Origin of the sequence: Streptomyces spongiicola, from assembly GCF_003122365.1 — a bacterium.
GTDB classification, from domain to species: Bacteria; Actinomycetota; Actinomycetes; order Streptomycetales; family Streptomycetaceae; genus Streptomyces; species Streptomyces spongiicola.
Window position 1 is genome coordinate 3,869,547 of the sequence record NZ_CP029254.1, and the last position, 26,967, is coordinate 3,896,513.

The 26,967-nt window shown below is 73.5% G+C and carries 23 protein-coding genes; 17 read left to right on the forward strand and 6 right to left on the reverse strand.

The genetic code is table 11. The features are described from left to right. The first annotated feature begins 158 nt into the window (after positions 1-158). From DDQ41_RS17030 to DDQ41_RS17095, 14 genes are all read left to right on the forward strand, one after another. On the forward strand, positions 159-677 hold the full coding sequence (locus tag DDQ41_RS17030) for a DUF2617 family protein (RefSeq protein ID WP_109295263.1): 519 nt from the start codon (positions 159-161) through the stop codon (positions 675-677). 84 nt (positions 678-761) lie between these two features. Next, entirely contained in the window at positions 762-2,297 is a 1,536-nt protein-coding gene (locus DDQ41_RS17035; protein ID WP_109295264.1) for a polyamine aminopropyltransferase, read from the forward strand. 70 nt (positions 2,298-2,367) lie between these two features. Then, positions 2,368-3,594, forward strand: a complete 1,227-nt coding sequence (locus DDQ41_RS17040; protein ID WP_174720294.1) for an SRPBCC family protein — start codon at positions 2,368-2,370, stop codon at positions 3,592-3,594. Between the two features lie 66 nt (positions 3,595-3,660). Continuing rightward, positions 3,661-4,458, forward strand: coding sequence for an aldose epimerase family protein (locus DDQ41_RS17045; protein WP_109295266.1), 798 nt, complete (start codon positions 3,661-3,663; stop codon positions 4,456-4,458). A 564-nt stretch (positions 4,459-5,022) separates the two neighbouring features. Continuing rightward, positions 5,023-5,562 carry an orotate phosphoribosyltransferase gene (pyrE, locus tag DDQ41_RS17050; RefSeq protein ID WP_109295267.1) on the forward strand — a complete coding sequence of 180 codons (540 nt, stop codon included), beginning with the start codon at positions 5,023-5,025 and terminating at the stop codon, positions 5,560-5,562. A 266-nt stretch (positions 5,563-5,828) separates the two neighbouring features. Next, positions 5,829-6,851 (forward strand): class II fructose-bisphosphate aldolase, encoded by a 1,023-nt coding sequence (fbaA, locus tag DDQ41_RS17055; protein ID WP_109295268.1) that lies wholly within the window; start codon positions 5,829-5,831, stop codon positions 6,849-6,851. An 81-nt stretch (positions 6,852-6,932) separates the two neighbouring features. Then, a complete protein-coding gene (locus DDQ41_RS17060; RefSeq protein WP_109295269.1) occupies positions 6,933-8,114 on the forward strand; it encodes a MalY/PatB family protein in 1,182 nt (393 codons plus the stop codon). A 230-nt stretch (positions 8,115-8,344) separates the two neighbouring features. Continuing rightward, on the forward strand, positions 8,345-10,009 hold the full coding sequence (locus DDQ41_RS17065; RefSeq protein WP_262508483.1) for an MFS transporter: 1,665 nt from the start codon (positions 8,345-8,347) through the stop codon (positions 10,007-10,009). Between the two features lie 273 nt (positions 10,010-10,282). Beyond that, positions 10,283-10,696: a DUF3151 domain-containing protein gene (locus DDQ41_RS17070; RefSeq protein ID WP_109295270.1), complete on the forward strand. Its 414-nt coding sequence runs from the start codon at positions 10,283-10,285 to the stop codon at positions 10,694-10,696. Positions 10,697-11,032: 336 nt separating this feature from the next. Beyond that, the gene (locus tag DDQ41_RS17075; protein WP_109295271.1) at positions 11,033-11,878 is read left to right on the forward strand and encodes a tryptophan 2,3-dioxygenase; all 846 of its coding nucleotides are present in this window, start codon (positions 11,033-11,035) and stop codon (positions 11,876-11,878) included. Further along, complete coding sequence (gene kynU / locus DDQ41_RS17080; protein WP_109295272.1) at positions 11,871-13,088, forward strand: kynureninase; 1,218 nt, start codon at positions 11,871-11,873, stop codon at positions 13,086-13,088. The genes DDQ41_RS17075 and kynU overlap by 8 nt, the downstream gene beginning before the upstream one ends. A gap of 77 nt (positions 13,089-13,165) precedes the next feature. After that, entirely contained in the window at positions 13,166-14,050 is an 885-nt protein-coding gene (locus DDQ41_RS17085; protein WP_109295273.1) for an alpha/beta hydrolase, read from the forward strand. Between the two features lie 644 nt (positions 14,051-14,694). Then, positions 14,695-16,014 carry a sensor histidine kinase gene (locus DDQ41_RS17090; protein WP_109297780.1) on the forward strand — a complete coding sequence of 440 codons (1,320 nt, stop codon included), beginning with the start codon at positions 14,695-14,697 and terminating at the stop codon, positions 16,012-16,014. Beyond that, positions 16,011-16,670, forward strand: coding sequence for a response regulator (locus DDQ41_RS17095; RefSeq protein ID WP_109295274.1), 660 nt, complete (start codon positions 16,011-16,013; stop codon positions 16,668-16,670). The genes DDQ41_RS17090 and DDQ41_RS17095 overlap by 4 nt, the downstream gene beginning before the upstream one ends. A gap of 233 nt (positions 16,671-16,903) precedes the next feature. Here DDQ41_RS17095 and DDQ41_RS17100 read toward each other — a convergent pair whose 3' ends face one another. Further along, positions 16,904-17,569: a universal stress protein gene (locus DDQ41_RS17100; protein ID WP_109295275.1), complete on the reverse strand. Its 666-nt coding sequence runs from the start codon at positions 17,567-17,569 to the stop codon at positions 16,904-16,906. 5 nt (positions 17,570-17,574) lie between these two features. Beyond that, positions 17,575-18,846 (reverse strand): SLC13 family permease, encoded by a 1,272-nt coding sequence (locus tag DDQ41_RS17105; RefSeq protein ID WP_109295276.1) that lies wholly within the window; start codon positions 18,844-18,846, stop codon positions 17,575-17,577. Between the two features lie 391 nt (positions 18,847-19,237). On the opposite strand from DDQ41_RS17105, the gene DDQ41_RS17110 reads away from it, so the two are divergent. Further along, on the forward strand, positions 19,238-20,446 hold the full coding sequence (locus tag DDQ41_RS17110; RefSeq protein WP_167450263.1) for a cytochrome P450: 1,209 nt from the start codon (positions 19,238-19,240) through the stop codon (positions 20,444-20,446). A gap of 21 nt (positions 20,447-20,467) precedes the next feature. Here DDQ41_RS17110 and DDQ41_RS17115 read toward each other — a convergent pair whose 3' ends face one another. The 3 genes from DDQ41_RS17115 to DDQ41_RS17125 form a co-directional block, all read right to left on the reverse strand. Then, positions 20,468-20,794: a hypothetical protein gene (locus tag DDQ41_RS17115; RefSeq protein WP_109295278.1), complete on the reverse strand. Its 327-nt coding sequence runs from the start codon at positions 20,792-20,794 to the stop codon at positions 20,468-20,470. Positions 20,795-21,073: 279 nt separating this feature from the next. Beyond that, positions 21,074-22,717, reverse strand: coding sequence for an ABC transporter permease (locus DDQ41_RS17120; RefSeq protein ID WP_109295279.1), 1,644 nt, complete (start codon positions 22,715-22,717; stop codon positions 21,074-21,076). Continuing rightward, positions 22,714-23,829 carry an ABC transporter ATP-binding protein gene (locus DDQ41_RS17125; protein WP_109295280.1) on the reverse strand — a complete coding sequence of 372 codons (1,116 nt, stop codon included), beginning with the start codon at positions 23,827-23,829 and terminating at the stop codon, positions 22,714-22,716. The genes DDQ41_RS17120 and DDQ41_RS17125 overlap by 4 nt, the downstream gene beginning before the upstream one ends. A gap of 101 nt (positions 23,830-23,930) precedes the next feature. Between DDQ41_RS17125 and DDQ41_RS17130 the strand changes: the two genes are divergently transcribed. Continuing rightward, a complete protein-coding gene (locus DDQ41_RS17130) occupies positions 23,931-24,419 on the forward strand; it encodes a GbsR/MarR family transcriptional regulator (RefSeq protein ID WP_109297781.1) in 489 nt (162 codons plus the stop codon). 268 nt (positions 24,420-24,687) lie between these two features. Here DDQ41_RS17130 and DDQ41_RS17135 read toward each other — a convergent pair whose 3' ends face one another. Next, positions 24,688-25,521 (reverse strand): diacylglycerol kinase family protein, encoded by an 834-nt coding sequence (locus tag DDQ41_RS17135; protein ID WP_109295281.1) that lies wholly within the window; start codon positions 25,519-25,521, stop codon positions 24,688-24,690. 141 nt (positions 25,522-25,662) lie between these two features. On the opposite strand from DDQ41_RS17135, the gene DDQ41_RS17140 reads away from it, so the two are divergent. After that, a complete protein-coding gene (locus DDQ41_RS17140) occupies positions 25,663-26,946 on the forward strand; it encodes an adenylosuccinate synthase (protein ID WP_109295282.1) in 1,284 nt (427 codons plus the stop codon). Positions 26,947-26,967 lie beyond the last annotated feature (21 nt).

The window sequence follows — 26,967 nt, forward strand, 5'->3', positions numbered from 1 at the left end:
AGCGCTGTGGACGCCGTGCACTTCATGGTTCCCTCGCTGTTGAGAACATCCAGCCCTCGGACCGCCTGTGGACCCGAGTCGGCAGATCCCCCACCCTCCCTGTGCTGCCCCCGGGGCGCCCCGGTCCACCCGTCACGCGTGTATTGCGGAGCCGACCCATGCTCACGACCCTGAAGACCTCCTACACCGACACCCGCGCAGCCGATCTGGCCTGGGCGCTGGGTCGGGAGCCGCTGCCCGCGCTCGCCGAACTCGATCTGGAACTGGCGGGCGCCAGGCTGCAGTTGAGACTTCTGGGCGCCTCGCACCAGGTGCTGCTCGAAGGGGAGCCCGGCAGCTGCTCCGAGACGGTGGCGTGCATGCCCGGCCGCAGCACCCCGCTGCCGCTGGGCGTGGCGCGGAGGCTCGGGGACTGGGAGTACGAGTTCGCCGCGCGGGTGGAGACGCTGTCCGAGCGCTCTTTCGCGGTCCGGGCGCAGGAGCTGCTGGCGCTGGTGGCGGACCATCCGCACGGGCTGGCCGGCACGTTCCCCGGCTCGCCGCACGCCTTCACGGCGATGGTCGCCCAGCAGGTCGGGGGCCAGATGCGCTGGCGGACCTGGCACGCCTACCCCCAGGAGGGTCGGTTGGTGGTGACCCGCACCCATGTGGGCGCCCGACTGCCCGTCCCGCGCTGACCCCCTTCACCGTCGCGGCATTTCGGGGTAGTCGCACCCGTGTGGGTGACGCTTGGGGATGGATGTGTGACGTAGCGTTACGGCATGATCGACCAGTCTGTGTCAGCACCGGCGCGGGGCGGGGTGCGGCCGCCGCCGCCCGTCCGGCCGGACGCGGGCCGGTTCCTCGTCCTCCTGGTGGTCTTCGTCTGCGCCGCCTGCGGCCTGGTGTACGAGCTCGAACTCGTCGCCCTCGCCTCCTATCTGATCGGTGACTCCGTCACCCAGGCGTCCGTCGTGCTCTCCGTCATGGTCTTCGCGATGGGCATCGGCTCGCTGCTCGCCAAGCGGCTGCGCTGCCACGCCGCCGTCGGCTTCGGACTGGTGGAGGCGGCGCTCGCACTGGTCGGCGGCTGCTCGGCCCTGGTGCTGTACGCGGCCTTCGCCTGGCTCGGTGAGGCCCGGTACGCCCTGGTGGCCTTCTCACTCGCGATCGGGGTGCTGATCGGCGCGGAGATCCCGCTGCTGATGAGCCTGATCCAGCGGGCGTCCCGGCGCGGCGGACGGCGCGAGGAGGACGCCGCGGGCACGGTCGCGGACCTCTTCGCCGCGGACTACGTGGGCGCGCTCGTCGGCGGTCTCGCCTTCCCCTTCATGCTGCTGCCGTGGCTCGGCCAGCTGACCGGCGCCCTGCTCACGGGCGCGGTGAACGCCGTGGCGGGCGGGGCGCTGGTGCTGTGGCTGTTCCGGCGGGACATGTCGCCGCGGGCGCGGTGGTGGCTGCTGGGGGCGAACCTGACGGTCCTGGCGGTGCTGACCACCGCGATGGCGCTGGTCGGCGACTTCGAGGCGGCGGCGCGTCGGGCCGTGTACGGCCAGCCGGTGCGGGTGGCCGTGCACACCGGGGTGCAGGAGGTCGTGCTCACCGGTCCGGAGGACGGGCCGGTCGACCTGTTCCTGGACGGCCGGCTCCAGATGGGCGGGGGCGATGATGACCGGCACCATCGGGACCTGGTGCGTCCCGCGCTGCGTCAGGGCCCGCACGCGCACGTCCTGGTCCTCGGCGGCGGCGACGGGCTGGCGGCGCGCGAGGTGCTGCGCCACCCGGGGGTGCGTTCGGTGACGGTGGTCGAACTCGACCCGGGGATGGTGCGGCTGGCGCGTACGGATCCGGCGCTGGCCGCGCTGAACGGCCAGGTGTACCGGGATCCGCGGCTGAGGGTCGTGCACGCGGACGCGTTCCGCTGGCTGCGGGGCGCGTCCGCGCCCCGCCGGGAGTACGACGTGGTGGTCGCGGACCTCCCCGACCCGGGCGTCACACCGAGCGCCAAGCTGTACTCCCAGGAGTTCTACGGCCTCGCCGCCGGGGTCCTCGCGGACGGCGGAAGGCTCGCCGTGCACGCCGGGCCGGTCGGGGAGCGCCCGCACGCCTACTGGACGGTCGAGTCCACGATCCGGGCGGCGGGGTTCGCGACCCGGCCGTACCGTGCTCAGGGCCGCCCCGACCGCGGCTTCGTCCTCGCCGTCCCCGCGGACACGGGCCCCCCGCCGGACCCGGGACCCGGGGTGCTCGGCGTCGAGGAGCAGCGGCCTCGGGGGGTGCCGCCGTCGACACTGCTGCGCCCGCGGTACGCCGAGTGAGCGCCGTGGGGCGTGCGGGTTCCGCGCAGAACGGCCCCCGGCGGGCCGACGCTGAGTAGGCTCGGCTTCCATGGAGCATGAGGTGTTCGTTCCGGTACCGGCAGACAGGCTTCGGCGGACGCTGGCCGACCCCGCGCGGGTCGCCCGGTGCGTACCGGGCCTCCAGCGGGATGCCGACGCGTCGGCGGGCCCGCTCGCGGGCCGGCTGAAGGTCCGGGTGGGCGGCCACACGATCACCTACCGGGGCGCGCTCCGTGTCACCCGACGGGACGGCGGCTTCACGGCCGAAGGGGAGGGCACGGAAGTCCGGGGCCACGGCTCGGTCAAGGTGGCGCTGACCGCGCTGCTCACCGACACCGAGGGCGGTACCACGCTCTCCTTCACCGGAACGGCCCATGCGGACGGCCGTCTCGCCGAGGCGGCTCCCGACGCCGCCGAGAAGTCCGCCACCCGCCTGCTCGACCGGTTCGCCGCGTCCCTGGCCGCCGCGGCGGAGGACGAGGAGCGCGAGGCCGCCGACGGCACCGCCGAGGCAGCGGCGGGGGGTGGGGGCGACGCGACCGCCGAGGGCGGTGACGGGAGCGCGGGGGGCGTGGACGAGGGCGCTGCTCCGGGCGGTTCCGGCGGCGCCGCCGCACCCGCGGCGGACCCCGGCGCGGCGGGGAGAGCGGACAGCGGCACCGGGGCCGGCCGGCAGGCACCCGGGGGCGGAGCCGCCGCGGATGCCGCCGGCGCGGAGCGGGGCGGGGAAGGCGGCGCGGACCGGCGCGTCGCTGCTGACGAGAGCCCGGACCAGGGTGCGGGCCAGGGCGCGGGCCAGAGCGCGGATCAGGGCGCGGGCCAGGGTGCGGATCAGGGCGCTGCTCCGGGCGGTTCCGGCGGCGCTTCCGGAGGGCCGGACGCCGCGGCCGGGGAGGGGACTTCCGCATCGCGCACCGGCCCCTCGGCGCCGTCGACCGGTGAGAACGGTGCGCCCGGGGGCCCGGCGGACGGCGACGAGGACCAGGGGGCGCCCCTGTTCGAGGTCGATGTGCCCCCGTCGTCACTGGACCCGTTGGCCGACGAGGTGTTCGGCGAGGACGGCGGACCGCCCGCCGAAGCGGCCCACGCCCGCCGGACCATGATCGGCCGCAGCGCGGAGGAGGTGGACCACGCGCCGCCGCGCGGCCGGTACGCCCCCGTCCCCGCACCCCGGTCCGCCTCGGCGGGCGGCGCCCTGCGCTGGGTCGCCCCCGCCGCCGCGCTCGCCATCGCCTCCGCCGTGGTGGTGGGACGCGCACTGCGCCGCCGCAGGTAGCCGGCGACCCCTCAAGCGGCCTATACGAGCGCGGCGCCCCGGGCCGCCCGACAGTAGGGTCGGGGTGTGAGTAGCGAAGAGAACGTCCGGCTGATCGCCGGCGACGTCGAGTTGACGGTCACTCCGGGCAACGGCTGCCGGATCAGCAGCTTCCGTGTCGCGGGCACCGAGCTGCTGCGGCAGGGCGAGCGATACGGCTGCTTCCCGATGGTTCCCTGGTGCGGCCGCACCGGGAACGGCCGCTTCCGTAACGGTGGGGTGGAGCACCGGCTGCCCGTCAACGCCCCGCCGCACGCCATCCACGGCACCGGTCGGGACACCGCGTGGCGCACCGTTCGGACCGGGCCCACCGAGGCCGTCTTCACCTACGAACTCGGCGAACCCTGGCCGTACACGGGGCTCGTCACCCAGACGTTCGAGCTGAGCGAGGACTCGCTGACACTCCAGCTCGGCGTAGAGACGTACGACGACTCCTTCCCCGCCCAGGCGGGCTGGCACCCGTGGTTCCTGCGCCACGCCTTTCCCGACGGGAAGGGCGCCCGGCTCGACTTCATCCCCGACTGGCAGGAGGAGCGGGGCCCCGACTACCTGCCCACCGGCCGGCGGATCGGGCCGAAGCCCGGCCCCTGGGACGACTGCTTCGGCATGGAGGACGGCGTCGACGTCACCCTCACCTGGCCGGAGCGACTGGAGCTGACGGTGAAGAGCCGTACCGAGTGGGTGGTCGTCTACGACGAGCAGGAGGAGGCGGTCTGCGTCGAGCCGCAGTCCGGCCCGCCGAACGGCCTCAACACGCAACCGCGTCTGGTCACGCCGATCGATCCGCTCGAGATCTCGACGACCTGGTCGTGGCGTACGCCGTAGTGCCACGTCAGGCGACGTTCGCCCCGTCGCGACGCCCGGCACGGCGACTCGCCGCGTTGCCGAGTCAACCGGGTAGGCCCACTTCGAGGCCGATCCGGCGCCTTGCGATCCACCGCGGACGCCGCACCGGACGCCGCACCGCGCCGCCGCTGACGGGCAGACCCTGCCTGACGTGGCACTAGCTGGGACCCCGCTCGCAGAGGGGGCCGCCCGCCTGCAGGGCCGGGACGGCTTCCCGGAGTGCACCCGTATGGCGTGACCCCGTCGGGTGCTCCGGTACGAGGGGCTTCGGGCGCTCCCGAACGAGGGGCGTGGTTCTCCCGAACGAGGGGCGTCGGGTGCTCCGGTACGGGCGGCGGGGCAGGCGGAGAAGACGGTGTGCCGCACCGACGACCGGCGACGCCGCGTGGGGCCACCGCCCTTGCCGCCGAGGCCGCGCCGGGGCACTTCCCGGGCCCCGGCACCGCGCAGGGGCGCCTCCCGTGGCCGAAGCACTGCGGGGGAGTGCCTGCCGGACGTCGCCGGCCGGGCGGGACTCCCGCAGCACGCCCTAAGCTCGTGGCCATGACTGACGTACGTGCTGAGCTGCTCCAGCAGATCAAGGACAAGGCCGTGGTGCACGGCAGGGTGATCCTCTCCTCGGGGCGTGAGGCCGACTACTACATCGACCTTCGCCGGATCACGCTGGACGGCGAGGCGGCGCCGATGGTCGGCCGGGTCATGCTGGATCTGACCGGGGAGTTGGACTTCGACTGCGTCGGCGGTCTGACACTGGGCGCCGACCCCGTCGCATCCGCGATGCTGCACGCCTCCGCGGCCCGCGGCGGGCGTCTGGACGCCTTCGTCGTGCGGAAGGCCCAGAAGACGCACGGGATGCAGCGGCGTATCGAGGGCGCGGACGTGAAGGGCCGACGCTGCCTCGTGGTCGAGGACACCTCCACGACCGGCGGTTCGCCGCTCACCGCCGTCGAGGCCGTGCGTGAGGCCGGCGGCGAGGTCGTCGCCGTGGCCACGATCGTGGACCGCGGTGCCGCCGGGGCGATCGCCGAGGCGGGGCTGCCCTATCTGACCGGATTCGAACTGTCGGACCTCGGTCTCGCCTGATTCGTAAATAGAACGCGTCCAAGGTCGAGAAGCCCCGTTCGCCTTCGATTTACAGGCCAACAGGGTGGGGCTCGGCCTCCGGACTACTGATCCGGACGGCCCGATCCGACCTGCGCTTTCCGTGGACGGCGGGTGTTTCACGTGAAACGTCCCGCCCCTCGTCCTCCGAGCCGCCATGGGCGTCTGGAAGGATAGGTGCGACGATGACGTCGCCCCCAGGTCAGGGTGCCAAGCAACACAAACCGCACATCACAAGGAGCGGACAGATGCCCATCGCAACCCCCGAGGTCTACAACGAGATGCTCGACCGGGCGAAGGCAGGCAGGTTCGCCTACCCGGCCATCAACGTCACCTCGTCCCAGACCCTGCATGCTGCGCTGCGCGGTTTCGCGGAGGCCGAGAGCGACGGCATCGTCCAGATCTCCACCGGTGGTGCGGAGTACCTGGGTGGCCAGTACGACAAGGACATGGTGACGGGCGCCGTCGCCCTCGCCGAGTTCGCGCACATCGTGGCGGACAAGTACCCGGTCAACATCGCCCTGCACACCGACCACTGCCCGAAGGACAAGCTGGACGGCTATGTCCGCCCGCTGCTGGCCGTCTCCGAGCAGCGCGTCGCCCAGGGGCAGAACCCGCTCTTCCAGTCCCACATGTGGGACGGCTCCGCCGAGACGCTCGCCGACAACCTGGCCGTCGCCCAGGAGCTGCTGGCCCGTGCGGCCGCCGCCAGGATCATCCTCGAGGTCGAGATCACCCCGACCGGTGGCGAGGAGGACGGTGTCTCGCACGAGATCAACGACGAGCTGTACACCACCGTCGAGGACGCCATCCGCACCGCCGAGGCGCTGGGCCTGGGCGACAAGGGCCGCTACCTGCTCGCCGCGTCCTTCGGCAACGTCCACGGCGTCTACAAGCCGGGCAACGTCGTGCTCCGTCCCGAGCTGCTCAAGCAGCTCCAGGAGGGTGTCGCGGCCAAGTACGGCAAGTCGGAGCCGTTCGACTTCGTGTTCCACGGCGGCTCCGGCTCCACGGCCGAGGAGATCGCGGTCGCGCTGGAGAACGGCGTCGTCAAGATGAACCTCGACACCGACACCCAGTACGCCTTCACCCGGCCCGTCGCGGACCATATGCTCCGGAACTACGACGGCGTGCTGAAGGTCGACGGCGAGGTCGGCTCCAAGAAGACCTACGACCCGCGCACCTGGGGCAAGGCCGCCGAGGCCGGCATGTCCAAGCGTGTTCTCGAGGCCTGCCAGGTGCTGCGCGCCGCGGGCAACAAGCTGAAGTAGGCGGGACGAGACGGAATCCGACGTGAGGCCCGGTACCGGCGAACGGTGCCGGGCCTCCGTCCTGTCCGGAAGGATCGGCCGTTGACGCACCAGAAGCACCAGAAGCACCAGGCCGCTTACGACTTCGACACACCCGTCGACCGGCGCGGTACCGGCAGCGTGCAGTGGGACGGCGCGGCCGACCGGTTCGGCAGGGCGGGACTGCTGCCGTTCACCGTCTCCGACATGGACTTCCCCTCACCGCCACCGGTGCTGGACGCGCTGCGCGAGCGCATCGCACACGGGGTGTTCGGGTACACCGACTGGCGGCTCGGACCGTTCCGCGAGGCGATATCCGACTGGTACGTCCGGCGGTACGCCACCGCGCTCGATCCGGAGCGGATCGTGTACGCGCCCTCGGTGCTCAGCCAGCTCTCGCAGCTGCTGCGGATGTGGACTCGGCCGGGGGACGGAGTCGTCGTCCACGCCCCCACGTACGACGGCTTCCGCAGAACGGTGACCGGGCTCGGGAGGCGGCTCCGGCCCGTCGTGACGGGTGACGGCGCCGGTCTGGAGCGGGAGCTCGCCCGGACCGACACCAAAGTGCTGGTCCTCTGCTCGCCCCACAACCCCACCGGACGGGTGTGGACCGAGGACGAGTTGAAGGAGTTCGCGCGGCTGGCGGGGCAGCACGGGGCCGCCGTGATCTCGGACGAGATCCATGCGGACTTCGTGCACGACGGGCACCGGCATCTGCCGTGGACCCGCTTCGCCGACGACGGGGAGCGTTGGGCCGTGGTCACCTCGGCGTCCAAGGCGTTCAACTTCCCCGCCCTGACGGGTTCGTACGGCATCATCGGCGACCCCGGGGAACGTGCGGCGTTCATCCGGCGGATGGAGACGGGCGAGGGCCTCGCCTCCCCGGCCGTGCTCTCGCTGACGGCGCACATCGCCGCCTACCGGCACGGCGCCGACTGGCTGGACGCCGCCCGCGGCTATGTGGCGGGGAACCTGGCGATGCTGGAGGAGCGGCTTCGGTCGGCCTTCCCGGCCCTCGGCTGGAAGCCGCCGCAGGCCGGGTATCTGGCGTGGATCGACCTGCGGGCGCTCGGGGTGGACGACGAGGCGTTGCAGCGGGAGCTGGTCGAGCGGGAAGGCGTCGCGATCATGCCGGGAACGGTGTACGGGGCGGAGGGCTTCGTCCGCCTCAACCTGGGCTGTCCCCGATCCAAGGCCGAGGCGGGCGCCGACGCGCTGGTACGGGCCCTGACCAGGCTGGGCTGACGGCTCCCCGCCCCGCCCCGCCTCATCCGGGGCCGTGCCGGCTGAGCCCGCGTCTGGCCGGTCGTGTGCTGCCGGGTCGTGTGCTGCCGGGTCGCCTGCCTGGCCGGTCGCACGCCTGGCCGGTCGTGTGCCGGCAGGGGGCCGCCGGCCCTGCGCTGCCCGGTCGCCCGCCGCCCGGAGCCCGGGGCCCCTCCGGCGCGGCCCGGGTCACGCGTACGGGCGCGTGACCGATGGACGCCGTGACCGTGGTGAACCACACGGTCCCCGGTCCCTCGTCCGGGCGCGCGACCGCGACCGGCGTCCGGCTCGCCACGGGAACCCGGGGGCGGAATGATTCGCCCCATGGACATCAGCTCGCCTCGGCTCCCGGGCGCTGGATCGTCCTGACGACCGTCCTCGGGTCCAGCATGGCGCTGCTCGACTCCACCGTCGTCAACGTCGCACTTCCCCACATCGGTGAGGACCTCGACGCCGACCTCGCCGAGTTGCAGTGGACCGTCAACGCCTACATGGTGACCCTCGCCGGGCTGATCCTGCTGGGCGGGGCGCTGGGGGACCGGTACGGGCGCCGGCGGGTGTTCGTGGTCGGCGTGCTCTGGTTCGCGGCCGCTTCGCTGGCCTGCGGGCTGGCACCGAACGCCCCCGTCCTGATCGCCGCCCGCGCCTTGCAGGGTGTCGGCGGGGCACTGCTCACCCCGGGGTCGCTCGCGCTGATCCAGGCGAGTTTCCACCCCGGCGACCGGGCCAGGGCCGTGGGGCTGTGGTCCGGGTTCGGCGGGGTCGGCGCGGCGGCCGGACCGTTTCTCGGCGGTTGGCTGGTCGACGGCCCGGGCTGGCGGTGGATCTTCCTGCTGAACGTGCCGCTGGCCGCGCTCTGCGTGCCCGTCGCGCTGCGCCGTGTGCCCGAGTCGCGCGACCCCGCGGCGCACGGCCGGTTCGACGTCCTGGGCGCGGCGCTGGGGGCGCTGAGCCTCGCACTGGTCACCTACGCCCTGATCGACGGTTCCTGGTGGAGCGGCGCCGCAGGCGTCCTGACGGGCGCCGCGTTCGTCCGGCTGGAACGGCGCCGGAGGAATGCCATGCTGCCGGTGTCGATCTTCCGGTCCCGGCTGTTCACCGCGGTCAATCTGGTCACGGTGTGCGTGTACGCGGGCTTCAGCGGGTTCTTCTTCCTCACCGCGCTGCAACTCCAGGTCGTCTCGGGCTACTCGGCCCTCGCCGCCGGCACCGCCCTGCTGCCCACCACCGTGCTGATGCTGCTGCTGTCCGCGAGGTCCGGGGAACTGGGGGAGCGGATCGGCCCGCGTATCCCGCTCACGGTCGGACCGCTGCTGAGCGCGGCCGGGATGCTGCTGATGCTCCGTGTCGGCGCCGACCCCTCGTACGCCGTGGATGTGCTGCCCGCGCTGCTGGTCCTGGGCCTGGGCATGGTGACCCTGGTGGCGCCGCTGACGGCTACCGTGCTGGCGTCCGTGGACACCGCGCGGGCCGGGATCGCCAGCGGAGTCAACAACGCGGCGGCCCGTGCGGCGGGGCTGCTCGCGGTGGCCGCGCTGCCGATGCTGGCCGGCATGGGGCCCGAGGCGTACCGGATGCCGGAGCAGTTCGCGGCGGCCTTCGCCCGGGCGATGCCGCTGTGCGCGGCGATCCTGGTGGCGGGCGCGGTACTCGCCTGGGTGATGGTGCGGCGTCCGGTGGACTGGCGCTGCCCCGCCACGTGCAGGGTGCACTGCGGCGTCGGCGCGCCGCCGCTGGAACCGAGGCGTGGACCGAGGCGCGGAGCCCGGTCGGGGCAACCGGGGCGGTCGGGGCAGACGGGCGAGCCCCCGGGCGGAAGCCCGAGCGGGGGCCCGGAGAGGAACACGGGCGGGAGCACGGGCGAGCACCCGGACTGAGGGCCCGCGCCCGGCCGCCCCGACCCGCCCCGAACCGCCCCGTCCCGGGACGGCGCTGCCGACATCGGCACGGGCGCCACCGGCAGCGGCTCCGCGGATCCGGCGCCACGGGCAGAGGTCCCGTCCGCCCGGCACCGGCCGTGTGGCCCGGGTGCCGCCGTCGGGCTCCGCGGGCCCGCGCCCGTCCCGCCCCGTCCCGCCCCGGGACGGGACGGCGCTGCCGACATCGGCACCGGCTCCGCGTATCCGCCGGCGACCTGTGACACTGAAGCCATGGCCATCCACGAGAACCTGCTGGGGGGACCGCCCCCCACCCACCTGCCCGACGATCCCGAGCCGCGGGAGATGCTCGCGAGCGGCACGGCTCCCGCCGACGTCGCCGCGAAGTACCCGACCTCCTCGCTCGCGTGGGCCCAGCTCGCCGACGACGCCTTCGAGGCCGGGCGGGTCGTCGAGTCGTACGCGTACGCGCGTACGGGATACCACCGGGGCCTGGACGCGCTGCGCCGCAGCGGATGGAAGGGCCACGGCCCGGTGCCGTGGGAGCACGAGCCCAACCGCGGTTTCCTGCGCGCCCTGCACGGCCTCGCCCGCGCCGCGCAGGCGATCGGTGAGCAGGACGAGTACGACCGCTGTACCGCGTTCCTGCGCGACTCGTCCGGGACGGCGGCCGACACCCTCGGCTGACAGTGACGAGCGCGTGGGTGTCCCCGCCGGGCCGAACGCCGCGTGGGTGTCCCCGCCGGACCGAACGCCGCGTGAGCGTCCCCGCAGGGCCGAACGCCGCGCGGGCGGGCGGGCGCCCCTTGCCGGACACGGTGCGGGGGCGGGGTCCGCGATGAGGAACTGACCGGGTGCCCGGACCGGACGCGGTGCGAGGGGGGGCGGGTGCCCCGAGAGGGTGCCCGCCCCCTCGCGTCACCGGTGGGGCACGTGCTTATGATGCGCGAGGGGACCGGGGCTCCGAGACCAGCAACGGAAGGAGCGGACCGCTACCCGGATACATGTGTCAGGAGACGGCGAATGTCGCAATTTCCCGATGCCTCCGGAGCGGGTTCGGTCACCCCGAACCTCGACTTCGCGGGCACGACCCCGTACGAGGACTACGTCAAGGCCGACGTCCTCACCCACCTCCAGCACCCCCTCTCCGACGATCCCGGGGAGATGGTGTTCCTGGTGACCACCCAGGTGATGGAGCTGTGGTTCACCGTCATCGTCCACGAGTGGGAGACCGCCTCCCGGGCCCTGCGCCGTGACGAGGTGCCCGTCGCGAAGGACGCGCTGAAGCGCTCCGTGCGGGAGCTGGACGCGCTGAACGCCTCCTGGCGGCCGCTCGCGCAGCTCACCCCCGTGCAGTTCAACTCCTACCGCGACGCCCTCGGCGAGGGCTCCGGCTTCCAGTCCGCGATGTACCGGCGGATGGAGTTCCTGCTCGGCGAGAAGTCCGCGTCCATGCTGGTGCCGCACCGCGGTGCCCCGCGCGTACATGCCGAGCTGGAGAAGGCCCTGCACGAACCGAGCCTCTACGACGAGGTGCTCCGCCTGCTCGCCCGCCGCGGGCTGCCCGTTCCGCCGTCCGTCCTCGACCGCGACCCGTCGCAGCGTTACGAGCCGTCGCCCGAGGTCGAGCGGGTGTGGGCGGAGGTCTACGCGAACGAGGACCAGGACGCCGAACTCGTCCGCCTCGCCGAGGCGCTGACCGACGTCGGCGAACTGGTGTGGCGCTGGCGAAACGACCACCTCGTCGCCACCCGGCGCGCCATGGGCGCCAAGGCCGGCACCGGTGGCTCCGCCGGCGTCGCCTGGCTGGAGAAGCGGGCGGCCAAGAACGTCTTCCCCGAGCTGTGGACGGCGCGCAGCCATGTCTGAGACGAGACTGGACGAGCGGGCCGCGGAACTGGACGCGGCGGACGAACTCGGCAAGCGGCGGGAGCTGTTCGCACTCGAGGACGGCACGGTCTACCTGGACGGCAACTCCCTCGGCGCCCTGCCACGGCACGTCCGGGACCGGATGGCGGACGTCATCGGCAGGCAGTGGGGCGAACTGCGCATCCGCTCCTGGGACGAGAGCGGCTGGTGGACGGCGCCGGAGCGGATCGGCGACCGGATCGCCCCGCTCGTCGGAGCCGGGCCGGGGCAGATCGTCGTCGGCGACTCCACCAGCGTGAACGTCTTCAAGGCCGTGGTGGCGGCGGTGCGGATGGCGCCGGACGACCGCGACGAGATCCTGGTCGACGCCACGACCTTCCCCACCGACGGCTACATCGCCGAGTCGGCAGCACGGCTGACCGGCCACCGGCTGGTCGTGGTCGACCCCGCCCGCGTACCGGACGCGGTGGGCCCGCGCACGGCAGCCGCGCTCGTCAACCACGTCGACTACCGCACCGGCCGCCTGCACGACCTGCCGGGGATCACGGCGGCGCTGCACTCCCGGGGCGCTCTCGCCGTCTGGGACCTCTGCCACAGCGCGGGCGCCCTGCCCGTGGGCCTCGACGAGCACGGGGTGGACCTCGCGGTCGGCTGTACGTACAAGTACCTCAACGGCGGGCCCGGTTCGCCCGCGTACCTGTACGTCGCCGAGCGCCACCAGGACCGCTTCGACTCGCCGCTGCCCGGCTGGAACTCGCACGCCGACCCGTTCGGGATGACCCGCGGCTACCGGCCGGCCGAGGGCGCGGTACGCGGCCGGGTCGGTACGCCCGACATCCTCTCGATGCTGGCGCTCGAGGCGGCGCTCGACGTGTGGGACGGGGTCACGGTGGAGGCGGTACGGGCCAAGAGCCTCGCCCTCACCGACTTCTTCCTCGAGTGCGTCGAGGCGTACGCGCCCCCGGGGGCGGTCACCCCGCTCACCCCGGCCGCGCACGCCGAGCGGGGCAGCCAGGTGGCGCTGGCCTGCCCCCGCGCCCCCGCGGTCATGGAGGCGCTGATCGCCCGCGGTGTGGTCGGCGACCTGCGCCGCCCGGACGTGCTGCGGTTCGGCTTCACCCCGCTGTACGTCGGCTTCGCGGACACCGAACGCGCGGCACGGGCCCTCGCCGACGTACTGGCCGGAGTCCACTCCCCGCCGAGCGGCTGATCACCGGGGGCCGGCGGCCTGGTACCGTCCCGGCTGGCCAGGCCGACTCGGCCCCCGCACCGAAAGGTTGGAGCAGCATGCCGGACCCCGCCGCCGCTCGTGACGCCGCCGAGGAGGCTTCGGCCCTGTCGCATCCGGCCGTCGCCCCGGACGCCACGGCGGCCTATGGCGAACACCCGGACCAGGTCGTCGACTTCTACGCGCCGCGGGACGGCCGGGACGCCGCCCCGCTCGTGGTGGTGCTGCACGGAGGGGCGTGGCGGGCGCCGTACGACCGGCGGCACGTCACCCCGTTCGCGGACTTCCTGGCGCGGCGCGGTTTCGCCGTGGCGAACGTGGAGTACCGCAGGGGCGCGTCGCTGCCCCAGCCGCGGGGCGAGGAGGGAGCCGGCGGGCCGGTCGCCGGGCGCTGGCCGGAGACGCTCGACGACATCGCCGCCGCGATGGACGCGCTGGCCGGACTGGCCCGCGCGGCGCTGCCGCAGGCGGACCCGCGGCGCACGGTCCTCACCGGCCATTCCGCGGGCGGGCATCTCGCCCTGTGGGCGGCCGCCCGGCACGTCCTGCCGTCGGGCTCGGCCTGGCGGCTCCCGGCCGCCCCGGAGCTGCGCGGGGTCGTCGCGCTGGCGCCGATCGCCGACCTGGGCCGGGCGGCCGAACTGGACGTCTGCGGCGGCGCGGTGGACCAGTTCCTCGGCGGACGGGCGGAATCCGGGGCGCGCGCCGGCTTGGCGGATCCGGCCGTGCTGCTGCCCACCGGGATCGCCACGGCCGTCGTCCAGGGGCGCGAGGACACCGTGGTGCCGCAGGCCGTCGCGGAGTCCTTCGTCGACGCGGCGGCGAAGGCCGGCGAGACGGTCGGGCTCACCCTGCTCGCGGACGTCGGTCACTTCCCGCTGATCGATCCGTCGGCGGACGCCTGCGCGGTGGTGGCGGAGGAGATCGCACAGCTCGCCTGGTGAAGGCTGCCACCCCACCGGCGACGGACCTCCGCGGGACGGACCTCCGCGGGGTGTACGTGGCGGGGTGTACGTGGTGGGCGTACGCGGCGGGACGGCCGCCGGATGCCCGGAGCGGACGTTCGTCGAACGGGACGCCGAGCGCGCCACGTTCGACGAACGAGGCGCCGAGCGCGCGGCGGTGTTCCGTGTCTGAACGCGGAGCCCTGGTTCCGCGCCTGAACCAGAAGCACTGGTTCCTGTCCGAACCGGGAGCGCTGGTCCTGTCGCGCCCGGCCCGGGAGGGGCGCGGCCGCAGCCGAACCAGGGGCCCCGGTCGTACCCGACCGGGGCCGCAGCAGCTCCGGGAGGACGGGCGGTGCTCGGGTACTACCTGCCGGCCCCGGAGGATCCGGGTAGTACCTGGGACGGACGCGGAAGAATCCGCATCACAGGGGACGACCGCGTCCGCGCCCACCCGTACCTTTGCCGACGTGACCCACACGCCGACCGCCGCGACCACGCCGAGCTTCCCGACCACGCCGACCGCCGCGACCACGCCCAGCTTCCCGACCACGCCGACCGCCGCGACCACGCCCAGCTTCCCGGCCACCCAGCGCATACCGCGCAGCCGAGCCGACAGCCGCAGTCCCGAGTTCCGCCTGGCCATGGGCGTGCTCGCGGGTCTGCGCCGGGACCTCTTCGACGACGCCTTCGCATACCGGCCGCTGGCCCCGCTGGCCGGTGGCGGACCGGTGGTCCGGCGGCTGCCCGCGCGTATCCGCCGGTACGCGGTCTGGACCCCGCACGCGGTCGTCGCGGGCGGCGCCCTGCTGGCGCTGCTCATCGGCGCCTCCACCCACTCCGGGGCTTTCGGCCCCGTCACCCTCGTCTTCGCGGCGGTGCCCGCGGCCACGGTGCTGATGACCCTGGTGCGACCGGTGCTCGCCTTCTGGGCCTCGCTCGTCTCGGCGCCCTTCCTCGCGGCCCTCGGCAGCGTCTGGGGCGACGGGCCGTGGACACCGGCCACCGTCGCCGCCCATCTCGCGGTCCTCACCGCCGTCGCGGCGCGGACCCGGCCGCGGGCCGCCTTCTGGATGTGGATGCTGACGGGGGTGCACGGACTGTTCGCGGGCACCGTCCTCGGTGTCGGGTACCCCGAGGGAAGCACGGTGCTGATGTTCGTCTCCGCCTTCGTGCTGCTCGTGGTGGCGCTGGCGCAGGTGCGCCGGGACGCGGAACGCGAGGTCGCCGCCCAGCAGAGCGTCACCGCCGTCGAGCGCGACCGGCGCACCCTGCTGGAGGAGCGCACCACGATCGCCCGCGAGTTGCACGACGTCGTCGCCCACCACATGTCGGTCGTCGCCATCCAGGCGGAGGCCGCGCCCTACCGGGTGCAGGACCCGCCGCCCGAGCTTGCGCAGGCGTTCGCGACCATCAGGGAGAACGCCGTGGCCGCGCTCACCGAACTGCGCCGTGTGCTCGGTGTCGTACGGGCGGAGGACTACGAGGCCCCCGACGCTCCCCAGCCGACCCTCGCCGATCTCGGCGGGCTGCTCGGGAACCTCCGTGCCGCCGGCCTCGACGTCGGTCTCACGACCACCGGAGCGGTCCGGCAGTTGCCCCCGGGCGTCGAACTCTCGGCGTACCGCATCACCCAGGAGGCCCTGAGCAACGCGCTGCGCCACGCGCCGGGCGCGTCCGCGAAGGTCGAGGTGGCGTACGTCCTCGGCGGACTCGGCGTCCGTATCTTCAACGGTCCGGCCCGGGGCCTGCGGAAGCCCGCCCACCCGGTCGGCTCCGCCGGGCGAGGGCCCCGCCCGGCGGAGCCGCTGGAACCGGCCGGGGCCACCGGCTCCGGTCACGGCCTCACGGGCATGCGGGAACGCGTCTCCATGCTCAACGGCGAGATGGCGACCGGCCCGACGGAGGACGGCGGCTACGAGGTCGCCGTGTTCCTCCCCGTCGCGAAGGACGAGACCGCATGACCATCCGCGTCCTCGTCGCGGACGACCAGGCGATGGTCCGCGAGGGTTTCTCCGTCCTGCTGAACGCCATGCCCGGAATCGAGGTGGTCGGCGAGGCGGTCGACGGCCGCGAGGCGGTCGCACAGGTCGACGTGCTGGGGCCCGACGTGGTCCTCATGGACATCCGCATGCCCGAACTCAACGGCATCGAGGCCACCCGCGAGATCGTCGCCGCCGACAGCGAGGCGAAGGTGCTGGTGCTGACGACCTTCGACCTGGACGAGTACGTGTACCAGGCGCTGCGCGCCGGTGCCTCGGGCTTCCTGCTGAAGGACGCCTCCGCCAGCCGCCTCGCGGACGGAGTGCGGGTGGTGGCGGCCGGCGAGGCCCTGCTCGCACCGTCCGTCACCCGCAGGCTGATCACGGAGTTCTCCCGGATCTCTGTGGCGCCCAGGACGCCCGTGCTGGCCCGGGTCGGTGATCTGACGGAGCGTGAGACGGAGGTCCTGGTCCTGATCGCCCAGGGTCTGTCGAACGCGGAGATCGCCGCACAGCTCGTCGTCGCCGAGTCCACGATCAAGACACATGTCAGCCGGATCCTGGTGAAGCTGGGGCTGCGGGACCGGACGCAGGCGGCGGTGTTCGCCTACGAGGCGAGGCTCGTCACGCCGGGCTGAGGTCTCCGCTGCCGGTCGGCGTGGCCGCCGGATGGCCCGCGGAGGGGCTGCGGAGGTCTGCGGACGACCCGCGGACGGCCTGCGGAGGTCTGCGGACGGCCCGCGAGGGTCTGCCGGGCGCTTGCGGGAGGCGCAGCCGGGAGACCGCCGCCGGTTCCGGCGCGTCGGTTCGGCGCGGTGGTTGAGTGCGTCGGTGCGGTGCGGTGCGGTGCGGTGCGGTTCGGTGCGTCGGTTCAGTGCGGCCGGTGGGGTGGCGGCTTCGGAGGGTGCGGTGGCTGCTCGGGTGGTCGCGGTGGCGGCGCGGTCGGGCGCGGCGGTGCGTCCGGTGGCGGCGGCGGTCCGGGCTTGTGTGCCGGAGGGCCCGGCTTCGGTGGTCCCGGCGGGTGCGGTGGCGGTCCGGGCGTTCCCGGTGGACGCGGTGGCGGTTCCGGCGGCATGCCGGCGAGATCCGGCGCCGGCTCCGGCCATACGAGCAGCACGGGGCAGGGGGCGTGGTCCACGACGAACCGCGCGGCCGGGCCCAGACTGCGCGGCCCGAGGTGCGCGCGGTCCCCGTCCCTGGCGACGACGAGCAGCTCGGCGCCCTCGGCCGCGGCGACGACCTCCCGCTCCGCCCGGCCGGAGCGTTCAACGCGGGTGCACGGCCGTCCGAACCGCTCGGCCGCCAGGGCGAGCAGCCGTGCGGCCGAGTCGGCGCCCAGGTCCTCCACCCGGTCCCCCGGGTCGTCCTCCCGGCGCCCCCGCCCCAGCAGGCCGGCGAACGCTCCGCGGGCGACGCCCGCCGAGACCGGTTCGCCGACGTGCAGCAGCATGACCTCCTCGCCCTCGGCCGTACGGTCGCGTGCCGCGTCGACGCACGCGGGCCAGGTGCCCTCGACGATCCAGGCGATCACGGGCATGGGAATCAGCCTCCCGAACCTTGGAGCACGAGCAGTGACGCCCACAGTGCCACGACCGACAGCACGAGGGCGGCCGGCACGGTGAGCAGACCGAGTCGGGTGAACTCCGCCAGGTCCACTTCGTGTTCGTGCTGGTGCACGATCCGGCGCCACAGCAGCGTGGCCAGCGAGCCGGCATAGGTCAGGTTGGGACCGATGTTCACGCCCAGCAGGACGGCCAGCACCGCGCCGGGGCCGGCGGGGACGGCCAGGGGGAGCAGCACCAGCACCGCGGGCAGGTTGTTGATCAGGTTGGCGAGCAGCGCGGCCAGGGCCGCCAGCGCCAGCAGTGCGGACAGCGAGGTGCCGGACGGGACGAGCCGCCCGAGGAGACTCGCGAGGCCGTTGTCGACGACCGCCCGGACCACGATGCCGAGCCCGAGGACGAACGCCAGGAACGGCAGGGAGGCGGCCCCGACGAGGCCGCGCACGGTGGTGCGCCGGCGGATGCCCGCGCGGACGCCGAGAACGAGTGCTCCCGCGGCGGCCGCCCAGGCCGGTTCGATGCCCAGCGCGCTGGTGACGACGAACCCGGCCAGTGTGCAGCCCAGGGTGGCCGGCGCGAACACCGGCAGCGCGACGGTCTCGCCGGACGTGCCCGTTCCGGCGCCGGCGCCGATGCTGAGGTCGGCGGCGAAGAACCGGCGGAGGACGACGTACTCGACGGCGATCGCGACCAGCCACGGCAGGGCCATCAGCCCGGCGAACCGGGTGAAGCTCAGCCCGCTGGCCGAGAACGCGAGCAGGTTGGTCAAGTTGGACACGGGCAGCAGCAGCGAGGCGGAGTTCGACAGATGGGTGCAGGCGTAGACGTGCGGCTTCGGTCTGACGCCCATTCGGGCGGCGGTCGCGAAGACGACCGGGGTGAGCAGCACGATCGTGGCGTCCAGACTGAGCACCGCGGTGATCACCGAGGCGAGCCCGAAGACGGAGGCGAGCAGCCGCTTGGGCCGCCCTTCCGACCGCTGCGCCATCCAGGCACCGCAGGCGCGGAACAGCCCCTCGTCGGCGCAGAGCCGGGCCAGTACCAGCACCGCGGCCAGGAAGCCGATCACCGGGCCGAGCCGTGCGACCTCCTCGGCCGCGTGTGCCGTGGAGATCGCGCCGGTGGCGATCAGCAGCGCGGCGGCGGGCACGGCCGCGGTGGCCTCCGGCACGCCGAACGGTCTGACGATCGCGCAGAAGAGCACCAGGAGGAGCAGGAAGGCGGACAGTGCCTCCGCGAGTGGCGTGGACAGGATCGGTGCCTCCGGTACGTGGTGCGGGGCGGTGCCGGTTCGCCGGGCGCGGGGCGGTGACGTGGTGCGGGGCCGGGGCGCGAAGGGCGGGTGACGTGGTGCGGGGCCGGGGTGCGACGGATGGTGACGTGGTGCGTGACACGAAGGGCGGGTGACCTGGTGCGGGGCCGGGGCGCGAAGGGCGGGTGACGTGGTGCGGGGCCGGGGCGCGACGGATGGTGACGTGGTGCGTGATGCGAAGGACGGGTGACATGGTGCGGGGCGGTCGCGTGGTGCGTGACACGAAGGGCGGGTGACGTTATGTGTTGGCCATGGTGCGCTGGGTGACTCCTCTTATCGAACCACCCCGGGGCCTCTCCCGAACCGCGCCGCGGGCGGCTAGCGTCCACGTATGGCTGCTCCCGTGTTCGCTCCCTGGTCGCCCGCCTTCACCGCGGACCCGTACCCCGCGTACGCGGAACTCCGCGACCGGGGGCGGGTGCACTGGTTCGAGCCGACACGGCAGTGGCTCGTGCCCCACTACTCCGATGTGTCCGCCCTGCTGCGGGACCGCCGTCTCGGCCGCACGTATCTGCACCGGTTCACGCACGAGGAGTTCGGGCGCACACCCCCGCCGCCCGGGCACGAGCCCTTCCACACGCTGAACGACAACGGGCTGCTCGACCTCGAGGCGCCGGACCACACACGGATCCGGCGGCTCGTGACCAAGGCGTTCACTCCGCGGACCGTGCAGTCGCTGGAGCCGACCGTGCGCCGGCTGGCCGACGAACTGGTGCGCGGGCTGGTGAAGAACGGCGGTGGCGATCTGCTCGCCGAGGTCGCCGAGCCGCTGCCGGTCGCGGTCATCGCCGAGATGCTCGGGATACCGGAGTCCGACCGCGGTCTGCTGCGGCCCTGGTCGGCGGACATCTGCGGAATGTTCGAGCTGAACCCGTCCGAGGACACCGCGGCGAGGGCGGTCCGGGCCTCGGTGGAGTTCTCCGCCTATCTGCGGGAGCTGATCGCCGAGCGCCGCGCCCGGCCGGGCGGGGACCTGGTCTCGGCGCTGATCTCGGCGCACGACGAGGGGGAGAGGCTGAGCGAGCAGGAGATGGTGTCAACCTGCGTGCTGCTGCTGAACGCGGGACACGAGGCGACCGTCAACACCACCGCGAACGGCTGGTGGACGCTGTTCCGCCACCCGGCCGAGCTGGCGAGGCTGCGGGCCGACCACTCGCTGCTGTCCACGGCGGTGGAGGAGCTGATGCGGTACGACACCCCGCTCCAGATGTTCGAGCGCTGGGTGCTCGACGACATCGAGATCGGTGACACGGTCGTTCCGCGCGGCTCCGAGCTGGCGCTGCTCTTCGGCTCGGCCAACCGGGACCCGGCCCGCTTCGAGGGCCCGGCGGAACTGGATCTCGGCCGTGCCGACAACCCGCACATCACCTTCGGCGCCGGTGTGCACTACTGCCTCGGTGCCCCGCTGGCCCGGGTCGAACTCGCCGCTTCCTTCGGCGAACTGCTGCGTCAGGCGCCGGCGATGCGGCTTGCCGCAGAGCCGGAGTGGAAGCCGGGGTATGTGATCAGAGGGCTGCGGGAGCTGCGCGTGGAGGTGTGAGGCGTCCCCGTGCGGGCGGTCTCAGTAGACGAACTCCGGCTGCATATAGGGCGTCCACCAGCTGGTCAGGCCCCAGACACCGAGGGCGAGCCCGGCCACGGCGGCCACCGCGGCGAGCCAGGGGCGGTGCAGCCACCGCAGTCCGGCGGCCCAGACGGCGAGCGGTAGCAGCGCTCCGCCCAGGGCGACCAGGGGGAGGTCGACGTAGAGCACGCTCAGGTCACGGTGCCGCTGCCCGATGCCGCCGTCGATGCTGATGGTGGCCAGCGGTGCCCAGGCGAGCAGCGCGGTGGCCGCGCCCCCGGCCGCGAGGAGGCAGCCCGCGTAGCCCCTTGTGTCCTTCCTCATGACCACCAAGGACGCGGGAGCGTTTCCTGTGGTTGCGGTGGTTGCGGTGGTTGCGGTGGTTGCGGTGGTTGCGGTGGGTCTGATGATTGGGGTGCGGTGGGTCTGATGGTTGCGCGCGTTCCGGGAGCACGGTGAGGGGACGGTCTCTGTGCCGCCGCCCCGCCTTCGCCTGTCGTCGCGCTGCCGGTGTCGTCGTCCCGGGGGTGCCTCCGGCTCTCCGGACGGGCGGGACGGGCGGGACGGGGGCGCGGAGGCGTCCCGTCCCGCGGGCGGAGCCCGTCAGATCCGCAGGTCGCGACGCCGGAAGGCGGCCAGGCCCGCGGCCGTCAGGGCCGCCGCCAGCGCCGTGAGGACCAGCACCGGCGGCCAGTCCATCGGCGGTCCCGGGAGCTTCGGCAGATGGCCGAACGGCGAGAGGTTCAGGGCGGCCTGGGGCAGGTCGAGCGCCGGGCCGATCCAGCCGAGTGCGAGGCACAGGCCCGCCACGGCCCAGCCGGCCGTCGCGGCCCCGGGTGCCGCGCCGTACAGCAGCAGCGCCACCCCTGCGAGCGTCCACACGGCGGGGACCTGGACCAGCGCGGCGCCCGTGATCGCGGGCAGGTCCCCGCCGTGGCCGAGCGCCAGACCCGCCCCGGCGAGCAGCATGATCAGTACGGCACCACCGAAGGCGACGGCCAGATGTCCGGCGGCCCAGGCTGTCCTGCCGACCGCGTTCGCGAGGACCGGTTCGGCGCGCTGGGAGGTCTCCTCGCCGTGCATGCGCAGTACGGACCCGACCGCGTACAGGGTGGCGACGAGCCCGAACATGCCGACCATGGCGGCGAGGAAGGCGTCGGTGAGCCCCGCCTGCCCGCCCATCCGCTCGAAGATCTCCCTGGTCCGCTCGTTGTCGCCGACCAGGTCCGCCGCGCCGTCGGCCATGCCGCCGAAGACCGTCCCGGCGAGCAGGAAGCCGGCCGCCCAGCCGAACAGACCAGCGCGCTGGAGCCGCCATGCGAGCCCGGACGCGGTCGCGATCCGGCCCTCTGCGGGGCCCGGCCGGGTGGCCAGGAAGCCCATGCCGACGTCCCTGCGCCCGGCCAGCGCGTACGCGGCGGCGCCCTGCGCGCACGCCGCGCCGAGCGTCAGCAGCAGCACCCACCAGCGTTCGCCGGCGTAGGCCCGGACGTACTCGGCCCAGCCCACCGGGGACAGCCAGGTCAGCAGCGAAGCTTCGCCGCCGAGGCCGCCGCGGGCCGGGTCGCCCGCGGTACCCGCGTCGCCGGCGGCCCGCAGGACGAACGCGAGGCCGAGCACGGCCGCCGTCGCTCCCTTGGCGAGCCGGGCGCTCTCGGTGAGCTGGGCGACGACCGCCGCCGCGGTGGCGAACAGCATGCCGGTGCCGCCGACCGCCAGGCCGAGGGCGAGCGCCCCGGCCGTGCCCTGGCCGGACAGCCCGGCCGTGATCAGCAGGGTGATCGCCGTGTTGGCGAGGCCGGCGGTGAGCAGTGCGGCCGTCAGGGGCGCGCGCCGGCCCACCATGGCGGAGGAGAGCATTTCCTGACGGCCGGTCTCCTCCTCCTCGCGGGTGTGCCGCACCACGACGACCAGGCTCATCACCGCGGCCAGTACGGCCGCGAGCGTTCCGAACCGCCAGGCGACCAGCGCGCCGGTGCTGTCGCCGAACACCGGTCCGTAGAGGCTGCGCAGCGAGCCGTTCGCGGCCATCGACTCGGCGAACCGGATCCTCTCCCCCGGCGTGTCGTACAGCGTCCCCAACGAGCCGGTGCCGCTGACCACCATTCCGGTGATCACCAGCACCCACCCGGGCAGCATGATCCGGTCCCGGCGCAGTGCCAGCCGGAGCAGGGTGCCGGTGCCGGCGAGCGGGCGGCGGGCGCCGCCCGCCGCGTACGCCGTGCGGGTTCCGGCGACGGCGGTCATCGCGTCACCGCCCCTTCCGCACGGTCGTCGCGTCCGTTACGTCCGCCGTCGTCGCCGTTGCCGTCGTCGCGTCCGTTACGTCCGCCGTCGTGGCCGTCTCCCTCGTCGCCGTCGCCGTTGCCGTCGTCGCGTCCGTCATACCCGTCGTGTCCGTCGCGGTCGCCGTGCCGGACGCGGCCGCCGGGTCCCGTGCCGCCGGGTACACCGTCCTCGTAGTGCCGCAGGAACAGTTCCTCCAGCGTGGGCGGCGTGCTGGTCAGCGATCGCACACCCGCCTCGGTGAGTGAGCGCAGCGCCGCGTCCAGCTTGTCCGTGTCGACCTGGAAGCGGACCCGGCACCCGGCGCCACCGGAGGCGGTCGCCGGGCCCTGGACGTCGAGGTCGTGGACACCGGGCAGCCGCGCGAGCCCGTCGGGCGCGCCCGCCAGATCGGCGCTGACGCTGGTGCGGGTGAGATGGCGCAGGTCGGCGAGCGAGCCGCTCTCCACCGTCCGGCCCCTGCGGATGATGCTGACCCGGTCGCACAGCGCCTCCACCTCGCTGAGCACATGGCTGGAGAGCAGGACCGTCCTGCCGCGGTCGCGCTCCTCGGTGACGCAGTTCCGGAAGACCTCCTCCATCAGCGGGTCGAGCCCGCTCGTCGGCTCGTCGAGGATCAGCACGTCGGCGTCGGAGGCGAAGGCTGCGACCAGGGCCACCTTCTGCCGGTTGCCCTTGGAGTACGTGCGCCCCTTCTTGGTGGGGTCGAGTTCGAACCGCTCGGTCAGCCGGTTCCGGCGCGCCTTGTCGAGTCCGCCGCGCAGCCGGCCGTAGAGGTCGATGACCTCACCGCCGGAGAGGTTGCGCCAGAGCGTCACGTCACCGGGGACGTATGCGGTCCGCCGGTGCAGTTCGACGGCGTCCTGCCACGGGTCCATGCCCAGCAGCCGGGCGGCGCCGGAGTCGGCGCGCAGCAGTCCCAGCAGGATGCGGATGGTGGTGGACTTCCCGGCGCCGTTGGGCCCGAGGAAGCCGTGGACCTCGCCGGCCTCGACCGCGAGGTCGAGGCCGTCCAGTGCGTGTGCCCGGCCGAACGACTTGTGCAGTCCGGCGGCACTGATGGCCTTCGTCATGTTCAGAACGTACGCTTCGTTCAGAAATTTGTGAAGTTAAGGAAGCGTATAAACTCGGATCCGGGTTGCTGAGCAGGGGAGATGATCCGGCAATGATGCCGATGACCGAGGGCGCCGGGCGCGCGGAGGCCGTCTCGCGTTTCGTGGAACGCTTCGCGGCCCAGCTCGTCGAGGCCGGAATGACACGCATGCCCGCCAGGGTCTTCGCCGCGCTGATGGCCTCCGACTCGGGCGCGATGACCTCCGCCGAACTCGGCGAGCAGTTGCAGGTCAGCCCCGCTGCGGTGTCCGGGGCGGTGCGCTATCTGTCGCAGCAGCACCTGGTGTCGCGCGAGCGCGAGCCCGGCTCCCGGCGCGAGCGTTACCGGGTCCACAGCAACCAGTGGTACGAGGCGTTCACCAGCCGCGACGCGCTGCTGAAGCGCTGGTCGGACTCGCTGCGAGAGGGAGTGGCGGGCCTCGGGGCCGACACCCCGGCGGGTCGCCGGCTGGCGGAGAACGCCGCGTTCTTCGACTTCCTCCAGGCGGAACTCGGCGCGATCATGGAGCGCTGGCGGGAGCACCGCGCGCGGTTGTTCGGCCCGTCCTGACACGGGTGCCTCCGGAGCCGCGCGCGGCGTACGGCGGTTCGTTCCTTCCGGTTGGTGTTCGCTCTCCGGTGGTTCGTTCCTTCCGGTTGGTGTTCGCTCTCCGGTGGTTCGTTTCTCCCGGTTGGTGTTCGCTCTCCGGTGGTTCGTTTCTCCCGGTTGGTGTTCGCTCTCCGGTGGTTCGTTCCTTCCGGTTCGCGTTCGCTCTCCGGCGGTTCGTTCCTTCCGGTCCGCGTTCGCTCTCCGGCGGTTCGTTCCTTCCGGTCCGCGCTCACTCGCCCGCGGTCCGCGGTCCCGGCAACGTCAGCGACCACGCTCCGGGGCGAAGGGTCCAGGTCCGGTTCCGGACCGGTCCGGCGACGAGCGCGTCGGCGCGGTAGCGGAAGTCGGCACCGGAGACGGTGACCACCTTGGCCGTCGTCCGCACGGTGCCCGAGCCGGATCCGCGGCTCACGGTCACCTCCGCCGCGCCGTCGGCCGCCCGGACGCGTACGTCCTCGACCGGATCGTCCAGATCGCTCAGCAGCAGCCCGTCCGCCTCCACCCGCAGCCGGTGCCGTGCGCCCGGCGGTCCCTGCGGAACGGGACGGACCAGGGTGCGGATCAGCGAGCGGCAGGCACGCCACACCGAGCCGGCCTGCTCCGCCGACCCGTCGGCGGCCGCGGTGGCCGCACCGGCCGGGATGCGCAGATCGGCCAGCACCACTCCGTCGCTGTCGTCGGCCAGCAGGTCCAGCCGGTGCGCGGCCCCGTCGAGGACCGCGCGGGCGGCGGCCACCGCACCGGTCGGCACGCCCAGCGAGCGGGCCGTCTCCAACGAACCGCCGGCCCCGACCGGGACCAGCGACAGGGCCTCGTCGGCGAGCTCCCGAGCCTGGTGCAGCAGGCCCACGGCGCGCAGCAGCGTCCGGTCGTCACCGATCACCACGGGCCGCCGGGAACCCCTGCGGGCGAGGGCACGGGAAAACTCCTTGGGTCCGTCTGGCAGGCAGATCTTCGCCGCCGACCCGGCACACAGCACATCTTTCGCGATACGCACGGACTCACCGTCGAAACGGCGGGCGACCGGGTCGATGACCACCAGGAGCTGGTCGGGAGCCGACACCTCGGTCCTTCCTCGGGTAGCATCTTTGTGCAAGAGCCCCTTGCGCTATTGCGCCAGGGGCTTCGTCTATTCCGGGGCACACCGGTTGGCGGCTCAGGCCCCCGACCATGGACATGCCCCGCCCGGAAGGGGTGTACGCCTGTGCCCGCACTTGTGCTGCTCGGTGCTCAGTGGGGTGACGAAGGCAAGGGAAAGGCCACCGACCTCCTCGGTGGATCCGTGGACTACGTGGTGCGTTACCAGGGTGGCAACAACGCCGGCCACACCGTGGTGGTCGGTGACCAGAAGTATGCGCTCCACCTCCTCCCTTCCGGAATCCTCTCGCCGGGATGCACCCCGGTCATCGGCAACGGCGTCGTCGTCGACCCGGCGGTCCTGCTCTCCGAGCTGAGCGGGCTGAACGACCGCGGAGTCGACACGTCCAAGCTTCTGATCAGCGGAAACGCCCATCTGATCACCTCGTACAATGTCACGCTCGACAAGGTGACGGAGCGCTTCCTCGGCAAGCGCAAGATCGGCACCACCGGCCGCGGTATCGGCCCGACCTACGCCGATAAGATCAACCGTGTCGGCATCCGGGTCCAGGACCTGTACGACGAGTCGATCCTGACGCAGAAGGTCGAGGCGGCGCTGGAGCAGAAGAACCAGCTCCTGGCCAAGGTCTTCAACCGCCGTGCCATCGAGTCCGGCCGCGTCGTCGAGGAGCTGCTCGGCTACGGCGACCAGATCCGGCCGTACGTCGCGGACACCACGCTGGTCCTGAACAACGCCCTGGACGAGGGCAGGGTCGTCCTCTTCGAGGGCGGCCAGGGCACCCTCCTGGACGTGGACCACGGCACGTACCCCTTCGTCACCTCCTCGAACCCGACGGCCGGTGGCGCCTGCACCGGCGCGGGCGTCGGCCCGACGAAGATCAGCCGGGTCATCGGCATCCTCAAGGCCTACACGACCCGGGTCGGCGCGGGCCCGTTCCCGACGGAGCTGTTCGACGAGGACGGCGAGGCGCTGCGCCGTATCGGCGGCGAGCGCGGTGTCACCACCGGCCGCGACCGCCGCTGCGGCTGGTTCGACGCGGTCATCGCCCGCTACGCCACCCGCGTCAACGGCCTGACCGACTTCTTCCTGACCAAGCTCGACGTGCTGACCGGCTGGGAGCAGATCCCCGTCTGCGTCGCGTACGAGATCGACGGGGAGCGCGTCGAGGAGCTGCCGTACTCGCAGACCGACTTCCACCACGCGAAGCCCGTCTACGAGTTCCTGCCGGGCTGGTCCGAGGACATCACCAAGGCCAAGACCTTCGCCGACCTGCCGAAGAACGCTCAGGGCTATGTGCGGGCACTGGAGGAGATGTCCGGGGCGCCGATCTCCGCGATCGGTGTCGGCCCGGGCCGGGACGAGACGATCGAGATCAACTCGTTCCTGTAGGCCCGGAGGGCCGCGCAGGGC

What these genes read in the sequence shown, in the direction of transcription:
- DDQ41_RS17030 (WP_109295263.1), top strand. Translation starts at nt 159, where the DNA reads ATGCTCACGACCCTGAAGACCTCCTACACCGACACCCGCGCAGCCGAT.
- DDQ41_RS17035 (WP_109295264.1), top strand. Translation starts at nt 762, where the DNA reads ATGATCGACCAGTCTGTGTCAGCACCGGCGCGGGGCGGGGTGCGGCCG.
- DDQ41_RS17040 (WP_174720294.1), top strand. Translation starts at nt 2,368, where the DNA reads ATGGAGCATGAGGTGTTCGTTCCGGTACCGGCAGACAGGCTTCGGCGG.
- pyrE (WP_109295267.1), top strand. Translation starts at nt 5,023, where the DNA reads ATGACTGACGTACGTGCTGAGCTGCTCCAGCAGATCAAGGACAAGGCC.
- fbaA (WP_109295268.1), top strand. Translation starts at nt 5,829, where the DNA reads ATGCCCATCGCAACCCCCGAGGTCTACAACGAGATGCTCGACCGGGCG.
- DDQ41_RS17065 (WP_262508483.1), top strand. Translation starts at nt 8,345, where the DNA reads ATGGACGCCGTGACCGTGGTGAACCACACGGTCCCCGGTCCCTCGTCC.
- DDQ41_RS17070 (WP_109295270.1), top strand. Translation starts at nt 10,283, where the DNA reads ATGGCCATCCACGAGAACCTGCTGGGGGGACCGCCCCCCACCCACCTG.
- DDQ41_RS17075 (WP_109295271.1), top strand. Translation starts at nt 11,033, where the DNA reads ATGTCGCAATTTCCCGATGCCTCCGGAGCGGGTTCGGTCACCCCGAAC.
- kynU (WP_109295272.1), top strand. Translation starts at nt 11,871, where the DNA reads ATGTCTGAGACGAGACTGGACGAGCGGGCCGCGGAACTGGACGCGGCG.
- DDQ41_RS17085 (WP_109295273.1), top strand. Translation starts at nt 13,166, where the DNA reads ATGCCGGACCCCGCCGCCGCTCGTGACGCCGCCGAGGAGGCTTCGGCC.
- DDQ41_RS17090 (WP_109297780.1), top strand. Translation starts at nt 14,695, where the DNA reads ATGGGCGTGCTCGCGGGTCTGCGCCGGGACCTCTTCGACGACGCCTTC.
- DDQ41_RS17095 (WP_109295274.1), top strand. Translation starts at nt 16,011, where the DNA reads ATGACCATCCGCGTCCTCGTCGCGGACGACCAGGCGATGGTCCGCGAG.
- DDQ41_RS17100 (WP_109295275.1), bottom strand. Translation starts at nt 17,569, where the DNA reads ATGCCCGTGATCGCCTGGATCGTCGAGGGCACCTGGCCCGCGTGCGTC.
- DDQ41_RS17110 (WP_167450263.1), top strand. Translation starts at nt 19,238, where the DNA reads ATGGCTGCTCCCGTGTTCGCTCCCTGGTCGCCCGCCTTCACCGCGGAC.
- DDQ41_RS17115 (WP_109295278.1), bottom strand. Translation starts at nt 20,794, where the DNA reads ATGAGGAAGGACACAAGGGGCTACGCGGGCTGCCTCCTCGCGGCCGGG.
- DDQ41_RS17120 (WP_109295279.1), bottom strand. Translation starts at nt 22,717, where the DNA reads ATGACCGCCGTCGCCGGAACCCGCACGGCGTACGCGGCGGGCGGCGCC.
- DDQ41_RS17125 (WP_109295280.1), bottom strand. Translation starts at nt 23,829, where the DNA reads ATGACGAAGGCCATCAGTGCCGCCGGACTGCACAAGTCGTTCGGCCGG.
- DDQ41_RS17130 (WP_109297781.1), top strand. Translation starts at nt 23,931, where the DNA reads ATGACCGAGGGCGCCGGGCGCGCGGAGGCCGTCTCGCGTTTCGTGGAA.